Annotated in this window: 19 protein-coding genes and 3 pseudogenes; 4 read left to right on the forward strand and 18 right to left on the reverse strand. The window is 62.4% G+C overall.

Going from position 1 to position 22,469, the window contains the following annotated elements:
* Positions 1-176 precede the first annotated feature (176 nt).
* Both LOS8367_RS07650 and LOS8367_RS07655 read left to right on the forward strand, forming a co-directional pair.
* Positions 177-620, forward strand: coding sequence for a YybH family protein (locus LOS8367_RS07650; protein ID WP_085895914.1), 444 nt, complete (start codon positions 177-179; stop codon positions 618-620).
* A 61-nt stretch (positions 621-681) separates the two neighbouring features.
* The gene (locus tag LOS8367_RS07655) at positions 682-1,596 is read left to right on the forward strand and encodes a sulfotransferase domain-containing protein (protein WP_085895915.1); all 915 of its coding nucleotides are present in this window, start codon (positions 682-684) and stop codon (positions 1,594-1,596) included.
* 864 nt (positions 1,597-2,460) lie between these two features.
* Here the strand turns inward: LOS8367_RS07655 and LOS8367_RS07660 are convergent.
* The 12 genes and pseudogenes from LOS8367_RS07660 to LOS8367_RS07715 form a co-directional block, all read right to left on the reverse strand.
* Positions 2,461-2,880, reverse strand: a pseudogene (locus LOS8367_RS07660) (integrase core domain-containing protein); the annotation flags it as partial.
* Positions 2,881-3,164: 284 nt separating this feature from the next.
* A pseudogene (locus LOS8367_RS07665) lies at positions 3,165-4,178 on the reverse strand (IS110 family RNA-guided transposase).
* Between the two features lie 112 nt (positions 4,179-4,290).
* Positions 4,291-4,664, reverse strand: a pseudogene (locus LOS8367_RS18650) (transposase); the annotation flags it as partial.
* 109 nt (positions 4,665-4,773) lie between these two features.
* On the reverse strand, positions 4,774-5,319 hold the full coding sequence (locus LOS8367_RS07675; protein ID WP_085895917.1) for a YaeQ family protein: 546 nt from the start codon (positions 5,317-5,319) through the stop codon (positions 4,774-4,776).
* Between the two features lie 469 nt (positions 5,320-5,788).
* Positions 5,789-6,682: a fumarylacetoacetate hydrolase family protein gene (locus LOS8367_RS07680; protein WP_085895918.1), complete on the reverse strand. Its 894-nt coding sequence runs from the start codon at positions 6,680-6,682 to the stop codon at positions 5,789-5,791.
* A gap of 269 nt (positions 6,683-6,951) precedes the next feature.
* Complete coding sequence (locus tag LOS8367_RS07685; RefSeq protein WP_085895919.1) at positions 6,952-7,932, reverse strand: 2-dehydropantoate 2-reductase; 981 nt, start codon at positions 7,930-7,932, stop codon at positions 6,952-6,954.
* A 22-nt stretch (positions 7,933-7,954) separates the two neighbouring features.
* Positions 7,955-9,484: an acyl--CoA ligase gene (locus tag LOS8367_RS07690; protein ID WP_085895920.1), complete on the reverse strand. Its 1,530-nt coding sequence runs from the start codon at positions 9,482-9,484 to the stop codon at positions 7,955-7,957.
* A 38-nt stretch (positions 9,485-9,522) separates the two neighbouring features.
* The gene (locus tag LOS8367_RS07695; RefSeq protein ID WP_085895921.1) at positions 9,523-10,275 is read right to left on the reverse strand and encodes an ABC transporter permease; all 753 of its coding nucleotides are present in this window, start codon (positions 10,273-10,275) and stop codon (positions 9,523-9,525) included.
* 5 nt (positions 10,276-10,280) lie between these two features.
* Positions 10,281-11,081 carry an ABC transporter ATP-binding protein gene (locus LOS8367_RS07700; RefSeq protein ID WP_085895922.1) on the reverse strand — a complete coding sequence of 267 codons (801 nt, stop codon included), beginning with the start codon at positions 11,079-11,081 and terminating at the stop codon, positions 10,281-10,283.
* Positions 11,068-11,841: an ABC transporter permease gene (locus tag LOS8367_RS07705; protein WP_085895923.1), complete on the reverse strand. Its 774-nt coding sequence runs from the start codon at positions 11,839-11,841 to the stop codon at positions 11,068-11,070. The genes LOS8367_RS07700 and LOS8367_RS07705 overlap by 14 nt, the downstream gene beginning before the upstream one ends.
* 75 nt (positions 11,842-11,916) lie before the next feature.
* On the reverse strand, positions 11,917-12,879 hold the full coding sequence (locus tag LOS8367_RS07710; RefSeq protein WP_085895924.1) for an ABC transporter substrate-binding protein: 963 nt from the start codon (positions 12,877-12,879) through the stop codon (positions 11,917-11,919).
* Between the two features lie 92 nt (positions 12,880-12,971).
* A complete protein-coding gene (locus LOS8367_RS07715) occupies positions 12,972-13,691 on the reverse strand; it encodes a FadR/GntR family transcriptional regulator (RefSeq protein ID WP_085895925.1) in 720 nt (239 codons plus the stop codon).
* Between the two features lie 141 nt (positions 13,692-13,832).
* Here LOS8367_RS07715 and LOS8367_RS07720 point away from each other — a divergent pair, with 141 nt between their 5' ends.
* Both LOS8367_RS07720 and LOS8367_RS07725 read left to right on the forward strand, forming a co-directional pair.
* Positions 13,833-14,516 (forward strand): fumarylacetoacetate hydrolase family protein, encoded by a 684-nt coding sequence (locus LOS8367_RS07720; RefSeq protein WP_085895926.1) that lies wholly within the window; start codon positions 13,833-13,835, stop codon positions 14,514-14,516.
* 155 nt (positions 14,517-14,671) lie between these two features.
* The gene (locus LOS8367_RS07725; protein ID WP_085895927.1) at positions 14,672-16,165 is read left to right on the forward strand and encodes a site-specific integrase; all 1,494 of its coding nucleotides are present in this window, start codon (positions 14,672-14,674) and stop codon (positions 16,163-16,165) included.
* A 230-nt stretch (positions 16,166-16,395) separates the two neighbouring features.
* Here the strand turns inward: LOS8367_RS07725 and LOS8367_RS07730 are convergent, their stop codons facing one another.
* The 6 genes from LOS8367_RS07730 to LOS8367_RS07755 all read right to left on the reverse strand — a co-directional run bounded on the left by LOS8367_RS07730 (position 16,396) and on the right by LOS8367_RS07755 (position 22,469).
* On the reverse strand, positions 16,396-17,709 hold the full coding sequence (locus tag LOS8367_RS07730; protein WP_207569238.1) for a sensor histidine kinase: 1,314 nt from the start codon (positions 17,707-17,709) through the stop codon (positions 16,396-16,398).
* A gap of 35 nt (positions 17,710-17,744) precedes the next feature.
* Complete coding sequence (locus LOS8367_RS07735) at positions 17,745-18,548, reverse strand: alpha/beta fold hydrolase (RefSeq protein WP_085895929.1); 804 nt, start codon at positions 18,546-18,548, stop codon at positions 17,745-17,747.
* A gap of 203 nt (positions 18,549-18,751) precedes the next feature.
* Positions 18,752-19,120, reverse strand: coding sequence for a response regulator (locus LOS8367_RS07740; RefSeq protein WP_165761416.1), 369 nt, complete (start codon positions 19,118-19,120; stop codon positions 18,752-18,754).
* A 7-nt stretch (positions 19,121-19,127) separates the two neighbouring features.
* Positions 19,128-20,549 (reverse strand): sensor histidine kinase, encoded by a 1,422-nt coding sequence (locus tag LOS8367_RS07745; RefSeq protein ID WP_085895931.1) that lies wholly within the window; start codon positions 20,547-20,549, stop codon positions 19,128-19,130.
* Positions 20,550-20,713: 164 nt separating this feature from the next.
* On the reverse strand, positions 20,714-22,060 hold the full coding sequence (locus tag LOS8367_RS07750) for a dihydrolipoyl dehydrogenase family protein (protein ID WP_085895932.1): 1,347 nt from the start codon (positions 22,058-22,060) through the stop codon (positions 20,714-20,716).
* Positions 22,061-22,106: 46 nt separating this feature from the next.
* Positions 22,107-22,469, reverse strand: coding sequence for a hypothetical protein (locus LOS8367_RS07755; protein ID WP_085895933.1), 363 nt, complete (start codon positions 22,467-22,469; stop codon positions 22,107-22,109).

Here is a 22,469-nt window from a genome sequence, read left to right on the forward strand (position 1 = left end):
AATAGCCGAATATCGTCCCAGTCGAACATGAAACCCACTCCCCCAAGCGCGTCTGCATTCCCGCAGGACGGTTCTGCGACGGATGAGCTACTCGAAAACGGTCTGTCGCATGATCCTCGATGGTAGACCCTGGCGCCGCATGACGCGGCGGCAGGCATTACCTTAAGAGGATAACCATGCTTCGCACAACAATCCTGGCCGCCCTCGCCATGGCAGCTCTCACCCTTCCGGTCGCGGCCGATTCAATCGAGGCTGAAGAGGCGAAGTTGATCGAGGCCTTCGCCCAGGCCCTCGGCGGCGAGGACGATGCGCTCGCGCCGCACCTCGCGGACTCCGCAGTCTACATGCCTTCCACCGGCGGCCGCTTCGAGGGCGCCGAGAGCATCGCAAGGAGCTTGTCAGACTTTCCGGATGTCGCGGATTTCACGGCCGAGATCGACGACAGGGTCCCGCTGGGCGAGGGTCACACGCTCTTTATCGGCACCTACAGCGTGACGCTGCCGCCCGAGATGGGCGGGGCCACGCTGCCGGGCGAATACGTGTTGGTCGCGGAGAACACGCCCGATGGGATGAAGCTCCTGCGCCACGTCGCCTTCCCCGCCCGTGGCGTGGAGCGCTGACCAATCTCGCGCGGTGCCGGGCCCGACCACGGCCATGCAGATGCCAAGAAAGGAAACCACCATGACCACCGCTACGCAGCACCGGATGCCAGTCAAGACGCGCGAGATGCACAACCATCATTTCGACAGCACGATCTGGAACGACCTCGTGTTTCGCGACGACGACATCGTCATCTCGACCTATGCCAAGTCCGGCACCACATGGATGCAGCAGATCGTCAGCCAGCTGATCTTCGAGGGTGCGGAGGCGCTACCGGTGGCCGAGATGTCGCCTTGGCTCGATCTGCGGGTGCCGCCCAAGCAAGTCAAGCTGCCGGAGGTCGAGGCCCAGACGCACCGCCGGTTCCTCAAGACTCACCTGCCGGTCGACGCGCTCCGCATGTCGTCGAAGGCGAAATACATCTACATCGGCCGGGACGGGCGTGACGTGATGTGGTCGATGCACAACCACCATTCGACCGCCAACCATGCCTGGTATGATGCGCTGAACAAGACCCCCGGCCTGGTCGGCCCCGAGATCGGGCCGCCGCACGAGGACCCCGTCGCGTATTTCCGCCACTGGCTCGAGAATGACGGGGCGCCGTTCTGGCCGTTCTGGGAGAATGTCCGGTCGTGGTGGGAGATCCGCGGCCTGCCCAACGTGCTGATGGTGCACTTCGCCGATCTGAAGCGCGACTTCGAAGGCGAGTTGGAGCGCATCGCGGCGTTTCTCGAGATCCCCATCCCGGAAGATTCACGCGCGCGGATCATCGAACATTGCTCCTTCGACTACATGAAGTGCAACGCGGCGGCCTCGGTCCCGCTCGGCGGCGCGTTCTGGGAGGGCGGTGCGCGGAGCTTCATCTACAAGGGCACGAATGGGCGTTGGAAGGACCGGCTGCCGTCCGACCTATCAGACGCGTATGATCAGCGTGCAGAGCAGGAGCTCGGGAAGGATGCGGCCGCGTGGCTGAAAGAGGGCCGGCAGGTGCGGTAGTTCATAAATCTTGCCATTGCGGTGCAGGCCAATCGGAGCGTCGTGAATGAGGTCGGCACCGCTTGGTATCTCGAGCGTGCTCTCGGTCCGCCTTGGACGACCGGTCGCTTCGCTAAGGGGATGTCGCAGATCGGCCAATTCAGTCATTCGCTTATGCCGCAGCGAATGACTGCTTCCCGCCGTTCTTACCCGTAGCTTGGCAGGCACAGCACCTATCAAGCGCTCGCAGCGAGGGGTGGGAATGTCCGTTCAGGGGATCTCAGTCCGGACTGCGGCAACGGTCCGGGATTTACTGTTCAACACGTCCTTTTCGCCTACTCCAGCCAGTGAGGTCATCTCTTACAAATAGCCTTCGAGTGCTGCTTTCGAATGGTCGGATGCACTGTGGCACAGCTTGTGACACAGAAGGCGTTTTGCATGCCCGGCGATTGACATCATATACTCCGTTATGCCATATTTTTAATTTATATCAGTAACTTAGTATAGAATCCTACCACCCCAGCCAGGTTTTCTCCAAGTCATTGATATTGTTGATGCCCCGAAACGTGACTGGGGATGTCATACAGAGCTGTCACACCACGGTGCAGCACTGGATGACGGGGATCTCGGACGGCCTGCTCTCGATGGAGGGCGGCATGACCGCAATGAACCATGTCTTCCGAAGAGGCGCCGTCTATACGTGGCGCCGTCAACTGCTTCGCACGCTGGTCCGGCGTGGAGCGCTTGGCGTGCTGCAGCTGAGCTTACAAACCTGTGGATTACCGGCCGCCAAGCGCCTCGCCGCTATTGTGACATCGCAGAGCGGAGCTGTATCTTGGGCCATGAAACCCTGAGCTGCCCCACCTGAGTGCTCCAGATTAATTGTTAGTGCATGGTCGGCCTCCAGTCGACGGGCACGACGATTTCCGGCGCGGGCGGGCAGTTGCCCAAGGCACTGTGGGGCCGGACGGTGTTGTAGTGCTTCCGCCATCGCTCGATCAGGATCTGGGCCTCGCGCAGCGTGCAGAAGATCTCTCCGTCGAGCTGCTCGTTGCGGAAGCGGGCGTTGAAGCTCTCGCAGTAGCCGTTCTCCCATGGCGATCCGGGTTCGATGAAGGCGGTCTTGGCGCCTACGGCTTCGATCCAGTCCCGCACCTTCGTGGCCACGAATTCGAGGCCGTTGTCGGAGCGAATGAACTCGGGCGGCCCGCGCAGGATGAACAGGTCCGTCAGGACATCCACCACGTCGGTGGAGTCGAGCTTCCTGTCGACGCGGATCATCAGCGCCTCCTTCGTGAACTCGTCACTCGCCATTGTGCTCGAACCATTTATGGATGGCTCCCGCGTGGCAAGGGCTTCTGTGGCGTTCCGGCGACTGGTCGGTTGCGGCCATTTATTCGGCGTCGAGATTGCAGCTCGAAGGCTGCGCGCCTTGATGAAACTCCGCGTCTCGCCTTTGATCCCGATCAATGGCACGCGCTCGAAGGCGCTCCGGTCCGAACAGGGTATTCCGGCGATATGTCCCTCAGTTGGCCATCATGCCACCTTGCACCTCACCATTTCGTCCGAGGCCAAGGGCCTCGTAGCTCTCAGGCTGCGCGCACGGCCTCGTATTCCGTCCCATTTCTCAGCAGTGCCCAGATGATCCGGGCCATGCGGTTGGCCAAGGCGATGGCGGCCTGCTTCGCGGTCTTCCGCTGCAAAATCCGCCACAACCAGTCCTCGCCAGGCTGCCCCCGTCGGCGAGACGTGATGACGCCCATGGCGCCAAGATACAGCAGACGACGCAGGTAGCGATTGCCCATCTTCGAGATGCGTCCCAGCCGTTCCTTGCCGCCGCTCGAATGCGGCTTTGGCGTCAAACCGAGCCAGGCGGACAGATCGCGCGAGGTCCGGAAGCTCGTCACGTCTGGCAAGGTCGCCACCAGCGCGGTTGCGGTGATCGGGCCGATGCCGGGGACGGTCTGAAGTCTCTGTGCCGGTGCGCTGGCCTCAGCCTCACGGCGGATCTCCCGGGTCAGCTCATCGATCTTCTCCTTGGTCTGAAAGAACTGCTCGGCCAGCAGGCGGAGCGGCTGTCGCGCAGAAGCCGGACGATCGGCGCGGTCTCCGGCCTCCAGCAGCCTGCCGATGTTGTGGACGCCCTTGGCCACGACGATGCCGAACTCGCCCAGTTGGGCCCGGATGGCATTGGTGATCTGCGTGAGCTAACGGACCAGGAACTCGCGGGCCTTGTGGCAGAGCAGCAGCGCCTGCGTCTCCTCGCTCTTCACCGGAACGAAGCGCATCGAGGGCCGTGTGACCGCCTCGCAGATCGCGGCCGCGTCGGCCCGGTCAGTCTTGCCGCGCCGAACATACGGTTTGACGTAGGACGGTGGCATCAGGCGAACATCATGGCCGAACCGGCCAAGGGCGCGGGCCCAGTGATGGGATCCGGCGCAGGCTTCCATCCCGACGAGGCAGGGTGGCAGGTTCTGGAAGAACTCGAGCATCTGGCTGCGCCGCAGCTGACGCCTGAGAACGACGGCGCCCTCGGCATCAACGCCGTGAAGCTGGAAGACCGATTTGGCGAGATCGACGCCGATCGTGATAGGCTGTTCCATGGATGGCTCCCTTCATGGGTTCAGCATGACAGCACCCAATGTGGCACATTGCGATGCCGGGAGCGGGAGCCATCCACTCCATCAATGGCGGACAAGGCTCGCTGCCAAGCGACTGCCGCACATGGTCGATGCATTGGCGGCGGCGCGAGGGGCGCAGGGGCTTCGCCCGTACAAGCCTGAAACGGTCCCCCGGACCGTTTCCGTGACAGTCCTCACTCCCCGCGCCGCCTCGGCCAGGATGAGCTTGTCGAGCGTCAGGTCGGAGACCGCCCGTCGAAGCCGCTGGTTCTCCTACTCGAGCTCCTTCAGCCGCTTCAGCTGAGACCGGCTCATGCCGCCGTATTGCCGCCGCCACCTGTAGTAGCTCTGCTGTGTGATCCCGACCTGACGCACTGCATCGGCAACCGGCATGCCTTGGCCGTGCAGCACCTCGATCTGCCGCAGCTTCAGCACGATGTCCTTGGGCTTCTCGCGCTTTCCACCCATCGCTTCGTCCCCTCCTGACGAGATAAATCTATCTCAGTGGGCGGAGCACTTCAGTGGGGGCAAACCAACTGCGCAACCCAAGTCAATCACTGCGGCGGGCAACGGAGAATTACGCAGCACTCTTCCATTTTGCGGGGGTAACGTAAACGATGCTCTCATCAACACTGACCATCACATCGCCGTCCTGAATATTGATCTGGAGCTTCATCGCGCGGCTTGCCAGTTTTGCCAGAGCGCCTGTGTCGGTCGCGGAGAAACTTATTACCTGAAGATTATCAAAACGGGTGGTGCTGTTTTTCATCTTGTCCCACCACATATCGGCAGTCCTGCCACCATAGGGATAGACAATCACCTTGGAGGCCTTGCTACAGGATTGACGCATCACCTTCTCGCTTGGAAGACCCAAGGCCACCCACACATCAAGCTCGCCGCTCAGACTTTTCTGCCAGATGTCTGGCTCGTCATCCGTTGAAAGCCCCTTCGTCATTTCCAAGTGCTCATGAGCATTTAGCGCAAAAGCGACAATGCGCACCATCAGCCGTTCATCCGTCTCTGAGGGATGCTTGGCAATGGTTAGTTTGTGGGTCTCATAATAGTGACGATCCATGTCTGAGATTGAAATTTCAGCTTTGTAAATGGTGGCATTTTGCGCCATGATTTGTCCCAGATCTCCAAAGATTGGGATGCCTACTCCCTCTGGCGACCTTTGAAAAGCAGACACGATGGCCGGGCCTGATCGGAGTCGGAGATGTGTTGCCAAGCTTCGTGACGTGACGGATCAGCATGGTTGGCCCCTCACGATTATCCTTGGCTGCATTGCGCGCTCACGGCGAACAGCAAGAAGCGTCCGCGAAGCCGTCGCCCGCGGGGTTCGCAGCGAATGACGGCTCTCCGCCCTCTTTTCCGAGTGCCTTCGCAGCCGCAGCGCAAATCGAGCACTCGCGGCGAACGGCAGGAAGCTCCCGCATAGCCGACCAACACGGTTTGCGGACACCCCCTAAATCTCTCAGTGGGCGGAGCGCTTCATGGGGGGCAGGACACCGGCGAACTGGTGCTGAATGTGGTCTTGGAACCAAGACGTACCCTTAACCCTCCCGAAGACTGCACGGAAAACCCTTCGAGCCTCAAGCGTTCGCCGCCACCGACGACTTGCTACGAACCGGTTCGGCCTCATCCACGACCGGGCTGGCGCAGATGCCAATGCCCTCTATCTCGATTTCGACTGTCTCGCCCGAGCGCAACCAGCGCGGCGGCGTTTTGGCGTGACCCACGCCCGGCGGCGTGCCCATGGCAATATGATCGCCCGGCTGCAAAGTAGTATATTCTGAGATGATCGCAATCGCCCGGGCGACCGGCCAGATCATGTTGGCGGTGTTTGATCGTTGCAATATCTCGGATCCGACACGGCTTTCGATCGAGAGCCCTGACGCGCCCTCGGGCAACTCGTCGGGAGTGACAACGAAAGGACCGATGGCGCCGGTGTCGTCAAAGTTCTTGCCCGGTGTCCACTGGTGCGTCTTGCGCTGGTAGTCCCGGATCGAACCGTCGTTGAAGACCGTGTAGCCGAACACATGCGAGAGCGCTTCCTCTTCGGCGATGTGCCGACCGCCCTGCCCGATGATCACCATCAGCTCGGCCTCGTAGTCGAGCTTCTCCGAACAACGTGGAAGCACCATCGGCGCGCCGGCAGCCATGATCGACTTTGGTCCCCGCATGAAGAGCGCCGGGTAGTCGGGAATATCGTAACCGCCCTCCTTGATGTGTTCGATATAGTTCAGACCCATGCATATGATGCTAGGCGGGCGACGAACCGGCAGGCTTGGCGTCACATGCGACACCGGGACGCCGGGGCCGAGATCCACCGCCCCGGCAATCTGCTGCAGCAATCTGGGGTTGCCGATCAGCCCAGCCAGATCCTCCCCCACCCCGTCAAAACGCTCGCTGAGGTTATATGCGCGCGCGTCGCGAACCAAATGAACTGCAGGGCCGCTTTCGGTGACACCTACCAGAAAACGCATGGTCAACTCCCTAATTCCTAATGACTTTCGGCAACCGCTATCGCGAAATGCCTTGCTGTCGGACGTGGTAGAGATCGCGGCTTTACGAGATCAAGTGGTTAGACGTCCTTATGACTGCGCTTCGACCGATGCCCCTCTGCGAAAGGGAGCGAGCAAGGCCGAGCAGATGCGCCGCGCTGACATGGAGACGCGGCCTCCTTGCTGCGTGCTCATGTGAAACCGGGCTGCGGCGGCTGGCCCCTGGCAAGCGCGCACTTCGAAAACCATGCTCAAGGCAGCAGGCCCGCCACCCGTGCCCTCAGCGTCACAAGCGCATGCACCGTGTCGATGGTCGGCGTGGGTTGCCCGACGATCCGCCCCAGTTCGCGCACCGACCCGACCAAGGCTTCGATTTCCATAGGCCGTGCAGCGTCGATATCCTGCAGCATTGAGGTCCGATGCGCACCGACGGCCGCCCCGCCCGCAATCCGCCGATCCACGTCGATCGGAAAGCTCACGCCTAATGCTTCGGCGATCGTTTGCGCCTCCAGCATCATCCGCCGCGCCACCTCCCGCGTCCCCTCGTCGGTGCAGAGCACATCCAGCGTTGCATGGGTCAGCGCCGAGATCGGGTTAAACGATAGGTTGCCCCACAGCTTGATCCAGATTTCGTCGCGAAGCTTTGGTCGCACCGGCGCCTTCAGCCCCGCATCCTGCAGCACGCGCGAAAGACGCAGCGCACGCTCCGATTTCGAGCCGTCGGGTTCCCCGAGCGAGAACCGGTTGCCTTCGATATGGCGCACTGTGCCTGGTGTGCTGACCTCGGCCGCCGGGTAGACGACGCAACCCAGCACCCGGTCGGGCCCCAGCCCCGACCACTGCACGCCGCCAGGGTCGACCGTCTTGAGACGGGTGCCTTCGAGGGGGCCGCCGAACTTGTGAAAATACCACCACGGCAAACCGTTCACGCCGCTCACGATCGTCGTGTCCTTGCCGATCAGGGGTCGCATCGCGCCGACCACCGCGGGCACGGAATGCGCCTTGAGCGTGACGATGACGTAGTCCTGTATCCCCAACTCAGCAGGATCGGCGCTGGCCTTTACCGGCACGGTGATCGGCTCCGCCGCCTCCTCGATCAGCGTCAGCCCGCGGCTCTGGATCGCCGCCAGGTGCGGGCCGCGGGCGACGAGGCTCACGTCGGCCCCCGCCTGAGCGAGCTTCGCCCCCATGTAGCCGCCGATGGCACCGGCCCCAAAAATGCAAATCTTCATGTATCCCCCGCCCCGACCGCGGTCAGGCTCCCAGTCCCAGCTTTTCTGCCAAGCCGATCCGCTGCATCTTGCCGGTGGCGCCCTTGGGGATCTCGCCCAGGATGACGATCCGGCGAGGAACCTTGAACTCGGCCATTTGGGCAGCCGCGAAGCTACGGATGTCCTGTTCGGAGGCTGACTGGCCTTCTCTCAAGACCACCGCCGCCGCTACCTCTTCGCCCAGTTTCTGGTGCGGCATGCCAAAGGTCACGACCTGCAAAATCGCGGGGTGGTCCATCAGCACGCCGTCCACCTCGAGCGGGCTGATCTTCTCGCCGCCGCGATTGATGATCTCCTTGAGCCGTCCGGTCAGCCGCAGGTAGCCCTCGGGATCGAGTGCGCCCTGGTCACCGGTGCGGAACCAACGTCGTCCCTCGGCTTCGAAGAAGCTGGTGCGGTTGGCCTCGGGGTTGTTCTCGTAACCCGAGGTCACATTGTCGCCTGAGATCACCACCTCCCCGGTTCCCTCGACCAGACGATCTTCGGCCTCATGGGCGATCCGAAGCAGCGGACCGGCGGCGATACCGACCGAGCCGGGCTTCTGGGCGCGAGGCGGCAGCGGGTTGCAGGCCATCTGGTGCGTCGCCTCGGTCATCCCGTAGGCCTCGATCACCGGGGCTGCGAAAGTCTCTGACAGCGCGTGCATGACCTGGGCCGGGAGCGAGGCTGAAGAGGAGCGGACGAAGCGCAGCGGCGTTGCGGCAATGACGTCGGCGTTGCGCGACGCCCGCGACAAGATTGCCTGGTGCATCGTCGGCACGGCGCTGTACCAAGTCGGTCGCGCCATCCCCATCCACCCGAAGAATCGTAGCGCATCGAAGCCCGGCGCGCACCAGATCGACGCCCCCGCCGAGAGCGAGGCCGTCACCGCGGCGATCAGCCCATGGATGTGAAAAAGCGGCATGACATTGAGGGCCCGGTCCGACGAGGTGAGCGCCAGAGAGGCCGCGACATTGCGTGCCGAAGCATGGATGTTGGCCTGCGACAGGGGCACGATCTTGGGCCGTGAGGTCGTCCCCGAAGTGTGCAGTATGAGCGCGGTGTCGCCGGGCTCTGGGGCCGCGGTTTCGGGCCGAGCGCCGGGATCGTCCGCGCCGGTGATCTCGAACTGTCCCGCCGGTGCGGCTGGGTCGGCATGCAGACGCAAGACCCGGATGCCACAGGCCTTCGCCGCTGCGACCGCCGGCCCCTCCTCGTGTGCCGCAACGACCAGCGCCTTGGCGCGCAAATCTCGAAGGTAGAAAGAGAATTCGTCCTGCTGGTAGGCCGGGTTCAGCGGCGCCGTAGTAGCGATCTGCGCGATTGTCACGAAGGCCGTCGCCATCTCCGGCCCGTTGGGCAGAACGATCGCCACCCGGTCCTGCCTCCCGATGCCCAGGGCATGCAGCTGCCCGGCAACCAGCGACGATAGCCCCCGCAGCTCTCCGTAGGACATCCACTCCCGATCTGGAGCGCCGATTGCCGGCGCCGAAGCCTCGTGGTCCTGCAAAAGTGCGGCAAGCGTCAAAGTCATGTCGATGTCCTTTAAAACACGGAGAGCGGCGACGAAGATCAGCGGGAAGCGGCGTAGTAGGCGACCTTGCGCTCGAGAAACGCGAGGAATTCAGAGAGCGTGAACGCCAGCGCGAAGAGCACGATCAACACAGCCCAGAACTCTGCCATGAGGAAGTTGCTCGAATAGAGCTCGAACAAAGCGCCGAACCCCACGATCGAGATCAGCAGCTGGCCGATGATTACCCCTTTCACAGCGCGGATCACGCCAATCCGCACCCCGCCGAGGATTTCGGGCAGCGCCGCCCAGAAGTAGATCTTGAAAAAGGCGTCTAGGGGCGAGGCGCCGAAGCTGCGTGACATCTCCACCAGCGAGCGGTTGATGTTACGCACCCCCGCCCGCGCGTTGAGGATGATGATCCAAACCGCGAAGAGCGCCGTGGTGATGATGATCGTCTTGGTCCCGAAGCCAAACAGAACCATCAGCACCGGAACCAGCGCCGTGAGCGGCGCGCTGAGGAAGATGTTCACCCAAGGCAGCAGCAGCTCGTCGAGCAGTCGGCTCTTGCCCATCAGGATGCCGACCGGGATGCCGATCACGATTGCCGAGATTACGCCCACCCAGAAGGCATAGGCGGTGGTGGATAGCGCCCTGAGGAAGGCCGGGGTTTGGACGAGACCGAAGAGAGTGACGAGCACCTCTGACAATGGCGGCACGAAAAAGGTCAGGTCGAGTTGCCCGACGATTTCCCACAACAGCCCCCAGACCAGTAAGGACGACATCATCGGCAGCTTGTATCCATGGATGGTCATCGGGCTCACTCCACGTAGCTGCGCAGCGACGCCCAGATCTCATCGACGATATCGAGATACTCGGGGTCGCGGCGGATGCTGCCCAGCCCCTGGGCACGCGAAATCGAGGGCCTGATGATTTCGTGGACACGGCTCGGACGCGGAAGCAGGATCGCGATCTGGTCCGAGACATAGACCGCTTCTTCGATAGAATGGGTGACGAAGATGAAGGTCTTGTTCTCGTTCTGCACCAGCGCGATCAGGTCCTCCTGGAACTTGCGTCGGGTCTGTTCGTCGACCGCCGAGAAGGGCTCATCCAAAAGCAGCACTTGCGCGTCGACCGACAGCGCCCGCGCCAGCCCGACCCTTTGTCGCATGCCGCCCGACAACTCGTGCGGAAAGCTCTTCTCGAAACCCGCAAGGCCGACCTCGCGGATATACTTCTCGGCCTTGGCCTCGCGCTCCGAGCGGGCGACGCCGCGCAGTTCGAGCCCGAAGGCCACGTTGCGGATCACGCTAGCCCAAGGCAGCAGTGCAAAATCCTGAAACACGAAGGCTCGGTCTGGCCCAGGCCCGACCACCGCCTTGCCGCCGACCTCGATCGTGCCCGAGCTGGCCGGAAGAAGCCCCGCGATGATCTTCAACAGCGTCGTCTTCCCACAGCCCGAAGGTCCGAGGAGGGATGTCAGCTGACCGCGCGGGAACTCGAGGGAAAGATCGCGCAGCGCTTCGACCTGGCCGTAGGACTTGGAGACGTTGCGGACGGAGACGGCACTGTCGGTGACCGGCATGGCGGCGGTTCCGATCTTCAAATCAATCTGAGACATAACCACGATCATTCCCTTCAAAGAGGTAGCTTTCGAGCTTTTCCAATAGGTTGAGAAACAGTACCGCCAGAAGGATGATCGAGAAGATCGCAGCGTACATGCTTTCGTAATCCGCAATTGACCGGCTGTAGGTAATGATGTCGCCGACGCCGGTCGGCGTGATCTTCAGCTCTGACAGGATCGCCCCGATGAAGCCCGCCGACACGCCCAGTCGCAGGCCGGAGAAGATGATCGGAGATGCCGCCGGAATAATGACCTTGAGCAAGATATCACGGTCTTTCGCGAGAAAAGAGGTGGCCATCTGCGTGAGCGAGGCCGGCGTGTTGCGCACCGCGCCGCTGGTGTTGAGCACGATCACGGGCATCGCCATGATGCATACGACGAAGACCTTGGAGGTCAGCCCGATGCCATAGATCATCACCAGGATCGGGATCAGTGCCGCAAGGGGCGCGGCCTGCATCACGACAAAGATCGGCGAGAATAGCCACTCCGACTTGAGATTGAGGCCGATCCACAGCCCCATGCCGATGCCCACGATCGCCGAGATGACGATGCCGATCAAAAGTGGTTTCAACGTTTCGGCATATGCCACGAAAATCGTGCCATCGAACGTCATGCGCGCCAGCGCGGCCATGGATTCCAAGAAAGTCGGAAAGGCGTAGCTTACCGGGATCCGCCCAGCGACCTCCCAGGCGCCGAAGACTAGTACGGCGGACAGCAGTTTCAGCAATAGCGAACGATGGCTTTGGTATCGGTCCATGCGGCGATCCTCACAAGGATGTCTCGAAGGCCGTCCAGCCGCGTCCGCGGCCGGACGGGGCGATCAATCGCAGGGCTATTCGACAGCCTTGTCGAGCGGTGCGAAGTACCAATAATCCTCGAGGTTCATGGTAGCCGGATCGCCCTCGATCTGCCCCGCGGCGGCGTACCATTCCAGATCGGCCTGCGCGGCGACCCGGCCGCCGCCCTTGGGATCATAAAGCCCACCCTCGACCGCTTCGGTGTAGAACTTGTCCAGTCCCGCCAGCACTTCAGCCGGCAGTTCGCCGATCGGACCATCCGGATCGGTCTCGCGGCTGATGATCGTTGGATCCTCGGCCATGTCGCGCCAGACGCTGGCCAAAGCGGAAACGAAGATATCGACCGCCTCTTCGTTGTTCTGCATCCACTCTAGGTTGGCGAACAGCGCCTCGTCGCTGGCGTTGACCTCAAACATCGGCAGCGCGGTGAACTTGTCGCCCGCCTCTTCGATGATCTTGTTCTTGTTGGCCAGGTCGAGGATCGTCGCCTGCGCCTGCCCTGCCAGCATGGCGACGACCCGGTTCGAGGAGCCCGGAACATAGGAGCGCTTGCCAAGGGTTATGCCTTCGCGATCCTCGATGACGTTGGCGATCGAGTCCGTGCCACCACCGCGCGAATGCAGCAGGATCGGCTGGCCATCCAAGTCGGCGAGGGTCTGGTACTCCTTTGTCGCGACAGGAAAGAAGACCAGCTTGGAAAGCTGGAAGATGATCCGCAACGGCGCCCGCGAGCGCTGCATCGCCGAGTAGGGCGTGCCGAATCCGACATCCATCTGCCCCGACAGTACGGCCTGAATCGCAAGCTCCTCGTCGGAGAAGGCGGTCCACTCGTAGTCGAGCCCGTTCGCGCGGGCCCGGTCCAGTGCGACGAAGAAGGCCGCCATTTCGTCCGACGGGGTCTCCGCCAGCGCGATACGGATCGTTTCGGCCTGCGCGGCCGAGGCCGTGAGCGCTCCTGCGAATACGGCGCCTACCAGTTTCCTGGTGATCTTAGTCATTGAAGTCCCTCCCTGAAAAAAACAGTTCCGCAATCCGCTGATCCGACGCCTTGGAGCGTTCTCATTCTGCCGACCCTCTCCGACCTGCCCTCTCAGCCCACCTCGAAGAGCCTTGCCGAGACAGAACGCAAATGCGTGCGCATCGCCTCGTAGGCAGCCTGAGGGTCATGATTCCGGATCGCAGCGACCAGTACCTCGTGTTCGGCAAAGCTGACGTGCTCGCGCGACGGCCGCGCCGTCCGACGGGTCACGTTGCCCATAGCCACGGCACGTCGCACTTGGTTGAGCTGATCGAAAAGATACAACAGCAGCGGATTGTCGGCGGCCTCGGCCACGGCACGGTGCAGAAGGTCGTCCTGCTTCTCGTATGCGCGCCAGGTTTCGGCGGAATAAGCCGCCTGCTGGGCCATTTCCATCTGAGCAATATCCTCGGCCGAAGCATTGATCGCTGCTTCCCGCGCTATTGCGGGCTCGATCGCCACCCGCGCCCGCATCATCCGAAAAGGGGTTAGCTTGCGCCCGAGATCGACCAGCGCGTCGGGAGGCTCAACCTCGGTATCCTGCGATACGAAGGTACCGCGCCCCACATGGCGCCAGATCACCCCCTCGCGTTCGAGTACGTCGAGCGCCTTGCGCAGTGTCGAGCGCGACAATCCGAGATCATCCGTCAGCTTGCGTTCTGGCGGTAGCTTGGCACCGGGGCCGTAACCGCCTCGCGCCACATACTCGCGCAACTGAACAGTAGGATCGCTGGACTGGTCACTATTGGCCACAGCAATGTCACTCCGAATTGGTCGACCAATATCTACCATTGATCCCGATTCTGGTCAAGATTTATCGCGATCAATGTGCGATTGGCCATTGTTTGGGCATCAGATCGTGATTGATTTCTATTGATCGCGGTCATTGCGCCAGCTAGGGTCGTCTCGAATCCCAGCTCAGCGAGGCTAGACGTGACCGACTTCGTTATCCCGACTCCGCCTGTCCCGGCCATCCCCACGTCTGAGGGGGGGCAGTTTCCGGTTCGCCGCGTCTATTGCATCGGCCGGAATTTCGCTGCTCATGCAGTCGAGATGGGTCATGATCCTGACCGCGAACCGCCTTTCTTTTTCCAGAAGAATCCCAACAACCTCGATGCTTCGGGCGAGTTTCCCTACCCGCCACACAGCAACGACGTGCATCACGAGGTCGAGCTTCTGGTGGCCCTAAAATCCGGCGGTGAAAACATCGCCGTCGAAAATGCGCTTGATCACGTCTGGGGCTACGGAGTGTCTCTCGACATGACCCGGCGCGACCTGCAGGGCAACGCAAAGAAGATGGGCCGCCCTTGGGAGATCGGCAAAGCATTCGAGCGCTCTGGCCCCGTCGCTCCCCTAGTCCCGGTGGAGCAGACCGGCCACCCCGATCAAGGCCGCATCGAACTGAAGGTCAACGACAAATTGGTGCAGGAAGGCGATCTGAACCAGATGATCTGGAAGGTGCCGGAGATGATCTCCTACCTTTCAGAATACTTCGACCTCGCTGCAGGGGATGTGATCATGGCAGGCACGCCCTCTGGCGTCGGCGCCATCTCGCGTGGCGACACCATGCAGGCGAGCATTGAAGGACTTGGAACCTTGTCCGTACAGGTGGTCTGAACAGCCCCACGTTTCGCCCGACCATATGCAACCTTACTTCGGCCGGCCACAGATCGTGGCCGGCTTTGTCTTGCCGTCGCAAGGCTCTACTATCCGAGGCGATGAGCCGGACGGCTCGTCTCCTCGCAATCGTAGAGCGCGAAGAGACAAGAATAATGCCCGACTCCGCCTACCAAGACATGCCCGCCGAAAAGATCACGGCGGTTCTTACGGAAGCGTTGCGGCAGGAGCTTGCCCGCATCCTCATCGAGCAAGATCAAGGCCCCCTCCTCGTCGATGAGGAGATCGACGCCCGCATCGAGCTTCTCGAGCAGGAAAACCTTACGCTCAAGCGCCGCGCCCGTCACAACGACTTTGCCCAAGTCGCAGAGCCGCTTCGAGCCGCCGCTCAGGTTCTCGGCATCACGCTGCCTGAGACGATCCCCAGCGACCTTGGCCGCCGCGCCGTCGACCTGTTCCGCGACTTGAAAGATATTGAAGGCAAGGCGCTTGATGGCGAGGATGCACGTAGGGAGGCTTCCCCTCTCGTGGCCCGCTTCAGTGCGGCCCCGGTCGACACGTTCGTGTCCTCCGGCCCCGTCCGGCTCTCGGAATGCTGGGAGCGCGCACTGAAGCTTTATCCCACCAAAAGCATGAAGGGGAATATCAACGCGATCGCCAAGGTCGCGATCGAGTTCCTCGGCGACGTTCCGGTGGCCATGATCACCAAACAGAAACAGGAAGAGTTCTTTGCCTGGATGGTACGCCTGCCGAAAAGCCAAGGGCGGAGCCACGGCAAGAACCGGTTCACCGAAAAGGCCCGCAGTGAGGGCCGCCCCGTCAAAGAACGCCGGCAGCTCACGAAGCAGGACGAGATCGACATCGCCGACGCGGCGGACGAGGCCGCAACCGAAGAGATCCGTGCGCAGACGGACATTTGCGACCTCGAAAAGCGCGCGCTCCTCGTCGAGAAGCTGGTGCCTCGGCTGACCATGACATCGCTGCGCCGCAACCGCGACGGGCTCAACCGTCTCTTCAAGGCGGCCTCCGACCTCGGATGCAAAGAGGCACCCAGTGCCCTCTCCTACAAGGAAGTCGAGCAGGCAATCCAGGCAGCAACACCTGACGATCCCCTCTATATTCGCGTCACCAAGCCCAAGTTCCGCATGCCGTGGACCGAGGAGCGGCTTGCACAATTCCTCACCTGTCCCATCTACACGGGCTGCGCCTCGGAGCACCGCCGCTGGAAGCCCGGGTCAGTCATCGTGCGCGACGCCTTCTATTGGGTGCCGCTCATTCTTCTCACCGTGGGCACCCGAATCGAGGAAGTCCTCCTGCTCAAACGCAACAGCCTGCGGCTGCGGAACCAGGTGCACTGTCTTGCCCTTGGGTTCACCAGCGAGGCCCTCGGCAAGACGGAAGACGCCGAGCGGATCATCCCGATTCCGCAGCTTCTACTCGGCCTTGGCTTCGTGGACTGGATCAAGTCGCTCGATGACGTTCATGGCCCCCTACTCCTCCCAGAAATCGCGCGACGTACCGAAACTGGGAAGGTCACCGAGGCCTTTGGCAAAGCACTGACGCGCACCCTTGGCAGCTATTGCAACACGAAGACTGGTCCAGAGCCCCGCGACTTAATTGGCATTCGCTTGCCAGATGATCGGATCTGAATACTCAGACCACCTTCTCGCGCGATAGGTAAGTGGGCTCGACCAATAATTAGAGCATGCGCTGTGAAAGCAGGTTCCAGCCTTTCGATGATAGATTGCGATCGGCCCTAAGCCGCCGTTAAAGGGCTTTATCGCAAATGTCCGGAAACCGGATGTGTGCAAATTGGGAGGATAGAACTTCTTTATTCGCAACGACGAGTGGCGCGGCTGGGCGGTACTTGCATATGAGCCTATTCGGCTGTCCCTGGCGTGAATACGATTTCGCACCGGACACCGTCAGGTCTGTAGTCGAAATGCACCTTGGCAGAGAGTTCAGCCTTGATCACCGAGTTGATCATCTTGCTGCCGAACCCCTGACGCGTCGGTGGGGCGACAAGAGGACCATTAAACTCCTGCCAGACAAGCCTAATTTGGCCTACATCATGCCGCTCGCGATCATATTCGACCAGCACATGCCCCTCGGGTGCCGATAGCGAGCCGTACTTGATGGCGTTCGTGGCAAGCTCATGCAGCGCCATCGAAAGACTCGTCACTTGGTGTGGCGGCAACAGAACGCTTGGTCCGGTAATGCGGAAACGCTCGTGGCCACCTGCCTCCTCTGCCGTGAACGCGAGAAGGTCACGCAGGTCCGCCCCCTCCTGATCTTGTTCCGCCAAGGCATCATGTGCGCGGGACAGCGCATGCAGCCGGGCGACGAAGCCGCTGCGCATATCGGCAGGCAGAGTTTGCCGTGCGATTCCCGCGACCACGGCAAGTGTGTTCTTCACACGATGCTTCATCTCATCCAGGGCCAGATGAAGTCGACGTTCAGCCCTCTTTCGTTTCGAGATGTCGCGCAGCACGACGGAGTAACCCCGCGACGATGGCGTCTGCTCCTGCTCCTGGATGGGCGCCACCGTGACTTCGAAGTGGTATCCCTGCTGACCGACCATTTCAAAGCTGGCGTCTTCGGCGGTCTCGCAGATGCCAACGGCATGTTCGAACCAGTCCGGTCGACCCTCGAACTCAATAGCTTCTTGGACCGGACGCCCCAGAACCGCGTCGAAAGGTCGCCCGAGCAAGTGTTCCGCGCTCGCGTTCCAGCTGCTGATGCAACCGGTGGAATCGACGCTCAGGATGGCATTTGGAGACGTGCGCACGATCGCCGCCAGTTCCTCCGCCTTGCGCCTCGTTCGGCGCAGTTCGTCCTCGTAAGCACGGCGTTCGCGGGCATCGAAGATCGTGTAGTCGAACCGGACTGGATCTCCCGCCGCGTCGTAGCGGGCCACCCCGGTGATCAATACCGGCAGCGGCGGGCCACCCTCGACCTTCAGCGAGCAAGCGATTTCGCGCGCGAACCCCTGAAGGCGCATCATCGGGCCCAGATGGGTCTCGTAGAACAGCTGCCCCGGCAAGGTCATCAGGTCGGGCAGCTGGGCGGGCCTGTCTTGCGCCCTTGCCGGCAGAGCGAGCCACCGGCTCAGCGTTTCATTGACGTATCGCAGCCGCCCATGCGGGTCGGTGATCACCATTCCGCACGGCGCATCCTCGACCAGCTCGGCCAAGGTCTCCAGGCGCTCTTCGCTCGCGTCCTTTGCCATCATGCGCCGGCAAGATAGTCGCGCATCGCACCGACGACGTCCGAAGGCACCGTCATGTGCGGTGCATGGCCGGTCGTGTCCAGCACCTTCATGGTCGCACCAGGTACCCGCGCGCCCATCCAGTCGGCGACCTGCATCGGCACCAGCGCATCGTTTCTGCAATGCAGGATCAGCGCCGGCCGAGCTGCCTGCTCGAAGGCGGATCTTTCATCGGCAAAGAAGGTCACACGACCAAAGTACTGAGCGATGGAAGGGTCGGTGCGGCAGAAGCTTTGCGTAAGCTCCTCCGCCGAGGGTTCGCCTGCCGGCTGGCCCGCGATGGTCGGTGCCATCCGCGTCGACCAGCCGAGGTGGTTCACTTCAAGAAAGGTGATCAGCTCAGCCAGATCCGCATTGGAGAATCCGCCCCCGAAGCCGTTCGCGGGATCGTCGAGAAAGGAGGGCGTCGGAGAAACGAGCACGAGGCTTGCCACGCGCTCCGGCGCCCGGTTGGCCGCAAGCAGTGCGATGGTGGCCCCAATCGAGTGACCGACGAGCACGACGTTCTCAAGATCGAGTTCCTGCATGATCGACAGAAGGTCGATGACATGCGCCTCAAGTTCGGCATAGCGCTTCATGTCGTAGGCCGCGAGGTCCGACTTGCCCATACCAGTCAGGTCGTAAGTGACGACTTGGAACGTATCTTCGAACATCGGCGCAACCTGACGCCACATTGTCTGGTCGCAGCCAAATCCATGAATGAACACGATGGGCTGGCCCTCTGGAGAGCCTGACACGACGACTTGGTTGCGCTCGACTATCATGCCAGTCCTCAATAGCAGTACCAGACTCCGCAGCTGCCTCACTCGTGCTATCGCATGCGGTTCGGCAACGCCATCGGTAACATCTCGGGGGCTCGCCAGGCCTTTCCTCCCAGCTCGCGCAGGCGCGGCACCTGTACTCTCCCAAATCCGAGTGCCTGGCGTTTCAATCCTCTGTCTCGCGTTTGCCCAAGGCGTCCGGGAGATCACTTGCCCAAATCGCCTTCCGCCTTAGCCAGAACGGCCGCCAGATTTGTCGGGCTGTATGGCTTCCCCAGCAAGGCAATGGGCGCGATTTCCGCCAAGTCGTCGTCAGTCAGTTCGTGCAGGCTGCCGCTGACCAGAACGATGGGGATACCCAACTCCACCCGCATGATCGCGGCAGCTTCGATGCCACTCGACGGCCCCGAAAGACGAAGGTCGACAAGCGCCAGATCCGGCCTGTCGGCCCGGGCCATCTCGAGCGCCGTGGCCTTCGATACCGCGATGCCAGTGACCTGCTGGCCCATGTCGATGAGTTGGACCTCGAGATCCATGGCGATGAAGACCTCATCTTCGACGATGAGAACACGCATCTGTCCCTCAGCTTTCGGCTGCCGGAAGCAGAACGGTCGTTTCCCATCCCCCTTGGTCATGCGAATGCTCGACTCGGCCCCCAAGCTTGCGGGCAGACATCTGAACCAAGCGCTCGCCAAGGCCGGAGCTGCGCCGTACCTCACGGTCGAGCCCGTCCCGCGCCCCATGCCCATCATCGCGGACCGTGAGAAGCAAAGACCCCCCGCCGTCCCGTTTCAGCTGGACCTCGATCATGCCCTGCTCGCGGTCGTGGAACGCGTGTTTCAACGAATTGGTGACCAGCTCGTTGACGATGATCGAGATACTGATCGCCTTGTCCGGGCAAAGCCGCAGGGGTGCCACGTCGAGCTCGACGCGGATGCCCCTGATATCGCATCCGGTCGAGGAGATCAGATGCTCGCACAGCTCTTGCAACTGGCTGTCGACCGCGACGCTCGCCACGTCTCCGTCTTGGTAGAGGCTCGCATGAATGGTTGCGATCGCGTTCACCCGGGCGCTGGCGGAAAGCAGCTTCCCTCGCGTCTCGGCGGAGGCGCGCGCGCATTCCAGGTTCAGCAGACTTGCCACCATTTGGAGGGAATTCTTGACGCGGTGGTTCATCTCGTCGAGCAGAAGCTTCTGGCTCGCGAGGGCGTTGCGCAACTCGGCCTCCTGTTCGCGGAACTCCGTCACATCGACGACCATGCCGACGAGATGCGGCTCGTCGTTGACCGGCCCGATCACTATCTCTCCGCGGGCCGAGATCCAGCGGACCCGACCGTCGGGCAAGAGCAAACGATGTTCGAGGATCGTGGGGCCCGGCCCCCGCTCCGCCGCGGAAAAGGCGTTCGCGCGCGCCTGCTCGCGGTCGTCGGGATGTACCCGATCGAGAAAGGCCTCGATGTTGCCTCCGGCCTCCCCCGGCTCGAAGCCATGCAACCGATCGACTGCGGGTGACCTGATGAGATCACCGGTGACGAGGTTGAGATCCCAAAACGACAGCGCGGCCCCCTCCGCCGCCGTCCGTTCCCGCGCCTCTCGCAACTTTTCGCTCGTAACCTCGGCAGTGACGTCTTCGACGAGCTGAAGGATATCGCCCGATCGTTCGCCCTCGAGGATCGGTGAATGCGACAGTCGCCAGTAGCGTGTCTCGTAGCCGATGTCCGGGAGCACGATGTCATGTCGGCCGGGCGGAAGCGCATCGGTCCTGCCCGAGGCCAGGGCCCGCTGGACGGAAGCTCGGATGGCGGCCTCCAAGTTGGGACTGTCCGGCCGTGAGGGGAACTCGTCGAAGAGTTGCTTGCCCAATAGCGTCACTCGTTCACGGGCGACGACAGAGGCAAAGGCGGCATTGACATCAACGATTTGCAAATCGCTTGTCATGATGATCGCCGGCAATGGAATCGCGTGAAGGATCGCCTTGCCGGGCTGCGCCGCTGTGTCGAACATACTGCCCTTTCATGAGTCGCAGCAGCACCGAAGCAGCGCTGGTTTCGATATGTAGCGTTCGATCCCGGTAAGGAAATACGCTTGGATCGATTGTGGGACAGTGTGACCTGTAGGAACGGCCCTCAGCCGACGTTGGAGAATTATACGGCGGGGCCGCTCGTTCTTCAGAACATCGAGCCGATGTCGGATGCCCCGGTCGGGTAGGCTGCCGGCATGGCCTTCACTTGCGCCGCCGTCAGCCCCAGCTTGATTGCCAGGGAGAAGACGTTAATCAGCTCGGCGTAGTCGGGCCCGAACATGTGCGCGCCGAGGATCTTGCCGTCCTTGTCCGTGATGACCTTCGCGCCCGCATGGCTCTCACCCAGGCGCTTCTGCGAGAACCAGCCAGAGGTGTCGGTGAAGCTCACCTCGACATCGCCCCTCGCGCGCGCCTCCTCCTCGAGCAGGCCAACCCGAGCCAGTTCGGGAATGGTGAAGACCACGCTCGGCACGCCGGTGTAGTCGGGCTCGGTCCGCTTGTCCTTGAGCATGTTCGAGGCGGCGATCTTGCCCTCGAACACCGCCACCGGGGTCAGCGGCTTGCCGGGCGAGGCGGCGGTGTCGCCAGCCGCAAAGATGCGCGGGTTCGACGGAGATTGCAGCCAGGGCGTGACCTTCACGCCGCCATTCTCGGTTTCGATCCCGGCAGCGGCGAGGTCGAGATGGTCGATGGCGGGCAACCGACCCGCGCCGTGCACGACGAGGTTGGCGTCGATGGCATGGCTCTCGCCCGCTTTCCGGTAGACCACGCGGTGCGCGCCATCTGCCTCCTCGACGCTCTCCAGCACCGCCTCGGCCACGATCTCGATCCCGGCGGCGCGGCTGCGCTCGAGCAGCATGTCGACGAGGTCGGGGTCGAACATCTTCAGTTGCCGCGCGCCGCGGTCGAGGATCGTCACCTGCGCCCCAGCCCGCGCCGCGATATGGGCGAACTCGAAGGAGATGTAGCCGCCGCCGACGAAGACGATCCGGCGGGGCAACTCGGCGAGGTTCAGGAAGTCGGTGCTGTCGATCAGCCGCTCGGCGCCGGGGAAATCCAGCGGCCGCGGCTTCGCTCCCGTGGCGATCAGCGCGTGGCGGAACGCGATCTCGCCATGACCGTCGATCTCGATCCGATCCTCGGCCGTGAAGCGCGCGCGGCCATGAAGCGTCCGCACCCCGGCCTCCTTCAGCCCGCTTTCCATGCTCTCGGGCACCGGGTCGGTGAAGCTCTCCTTGTGCTTCATCAGCGCCGGCCAGTCGATCCGGGTCTCGCCCGTGACACCCTTGCCTGCGAGCCGTCGCGCGGCCTCCACCGCCTCGGCCCCGGCGCGCAGCATCTTCTTCGGATCGCAGCCCCTGAGCGCGCAGGTGCCGCCATAGGGCAGCTCGTCTACGATGGCGACGGACCAGCCGGCGCGGGCGCATTTCTTCGCGGCGCTGATCCCGGCCATGCCGGCGCCGATGACGATCAGGTCGAGCGTGTCGGTCATTTCTGCTCCTTGGTCTTCATGGGTCGGGTCAGTGTGGAACGCGGTCTCAACGATAGCGGCCCAGCAATCGTTCACTCAGCCCCCAGATCGCGGCCATGCCGCCACCAATCGCGAGGCCGAGCCAGAGCCAACCATCCTCGCCCAGCGGCACCAGCCCGGTGCCGTGAACCAGCACCGGCAACGTCATCGCCAGCAGAAAGGGCCCGGTGTAGCGGCAGTGCACACGGCCGCAGCGCCGGGCGTTGAGCAGGCAGGCCCCGCCCATCCACGCCAAGGCCAGCACCCAGATCACCGTTTTGGGAGCATCGGGCAGTGGGATTGCCAAGACCATGACGCCGACCGGCAGCCACCATGCGAGAACGGCGCTGCGAGCCGAGCTGAGGAGATCGCGTTTCGGTCCTTCGCTCAT

The sequence above is a fragment of the Limimaricola soesokkakensis genome, from assembly GCF_900172345.1.
GTDB lineage: Bacteria > Pseudomonadota > Alphaproteobacteria > Rhodobacterales > Rhodobacteraceae > Limimaricola > Limimaricola soesokkakensis.

What these genes read in the sequence shown, in the direction of transcription:
- LOS8367_RS07675 (WP_085895917.1), bottom strand. Translation starts at nt 5,319, where the DNA reads ATGGCGCAAAATGCCACCATTTACAAAGCTGAAATTTCAATCTCAGAC.
- LOS8367_RS07750 (WP_085895932.1), bottom strand. Translation starts at nt 22,060, where the DNA reads ATGACCGACACGCTCGACCTGATCGTCATCGGCGCCGGCATGGCCGGG.
- LOS8367_RS07755 (WP_085895933.1), bottom strand. Translation starts at nt 22,469, where the DNA reads ATGAGCGAAGGACCGAAACGCGATCTCCTCAGCTCGGCTCGCAGCGCC.
- LOS8367_RS07700 (WP_085895922.1), bottom strand. Translation starts at nt 11,081, where the DNA reads ATGTCTCAGATTGATTTGAAGATCGGAACCGCCGCCATGCCGGTCACC.
- LOS8367_RS07735 (WP_085895929.1), bottom strand. Translation starts at nt 18,548, where the DNA reads ATGATAGTCGAGCGCAACCAAGTCGTCGTGTCAGGCTCTCCAGAGGGC.
- LOS8367_RS07745 (WP_085895931.1), bottom strand. Translation starts at nt 20,549, where the DNA reads ATGTTCGACACAGCGGCGCAGCCCGGCAAGGCGATCCTTCACGCGATT.
- LOS8367_RS07690 (WP_085895920.1), bottom strand. Translation starts at nt 9,484, where the DNA reads ATGACTTTGACGCTTGCCGCACTTTTGCAGGACCACGAGGCTTCGGCG.
- LOS8367_RS07650 (WP_085895914.1), top strand. Translation starts at nt 177, where the DNA reads ATGCTTCGCACAACAATCCTGGCCGCCCTCGCCATGGCAGCTCTCACC.
- LOS8367_RS07725 (WP_085895927.1), top strand. Translation starts at nt 14,672, where the DNA reads ATGCCCGACTCCGCCTACCAAGACATGCCCGCCGAAAAGATCACGGCG.
- LOS8367_RS07715 (WP_085895925.1), bottom strand. Translation starts at nt 13,691, where the DNA reads ATGGTAGATATTGGTCGACCAATTCGGAGTGACATTGCTGTGGCCAAT.
- LOS8367_RS07705 (WP_085895923.1), bottom strand. Translation starts at nt 11,841, where the DNA reads ATGGACCGATACCAAAGCCATCGTTCGCTATTGCTGAAACTGCTGTCC.
- LOS8367_RS07680 (WP_085895918.1), bottom strand. Translation starts at nt 6,682, where the DNA reads ATGCGTTTTCTGGTAGGTGTCACCGAAAGCGGCCCTGCAGTTCATTTG.
- LOS8367_RS07685 (WP_085895919.1), bottom strand. Translation starts at nt 7,932, where the DNA reads ATGAAGATTTGCATTTTTGGGGCCGGTGCCATCGGCGGCTACATGGGG.
- LOS8367_RS07695 (WP_085895921.1), bottom strand. Translation starts at nt 10,275, where the DNA reads ATGACCATCCATGGATACAAGCTGCCGATGATGTCGTCCTTACTGGTC.
- LOS8367_RS07740 (WP_165761416.1), bottom strand. Translation starts at nt 19,120, where the DNA reads ATGCGTGTTCTCATCGTCGAAGATGAGGTCTTCATCGCCATGGATCTC.
- LOS8367_RS07655 (WP_085895915.1), top strand. Translation starts at nt 682, where the DNA reads ATGACCACCGCTACGCAGCACCGGATGCCAGTCAAGACGCGCGAGATG.
- LOS8367_RS07710 (WP_085895924.1), bottom strand. Translation starts at nt 12,879, where the DNA reads ATGACTAAGATCACCAGGAAACTGGTAGGCGCCGTATTCGCAGGAGCG.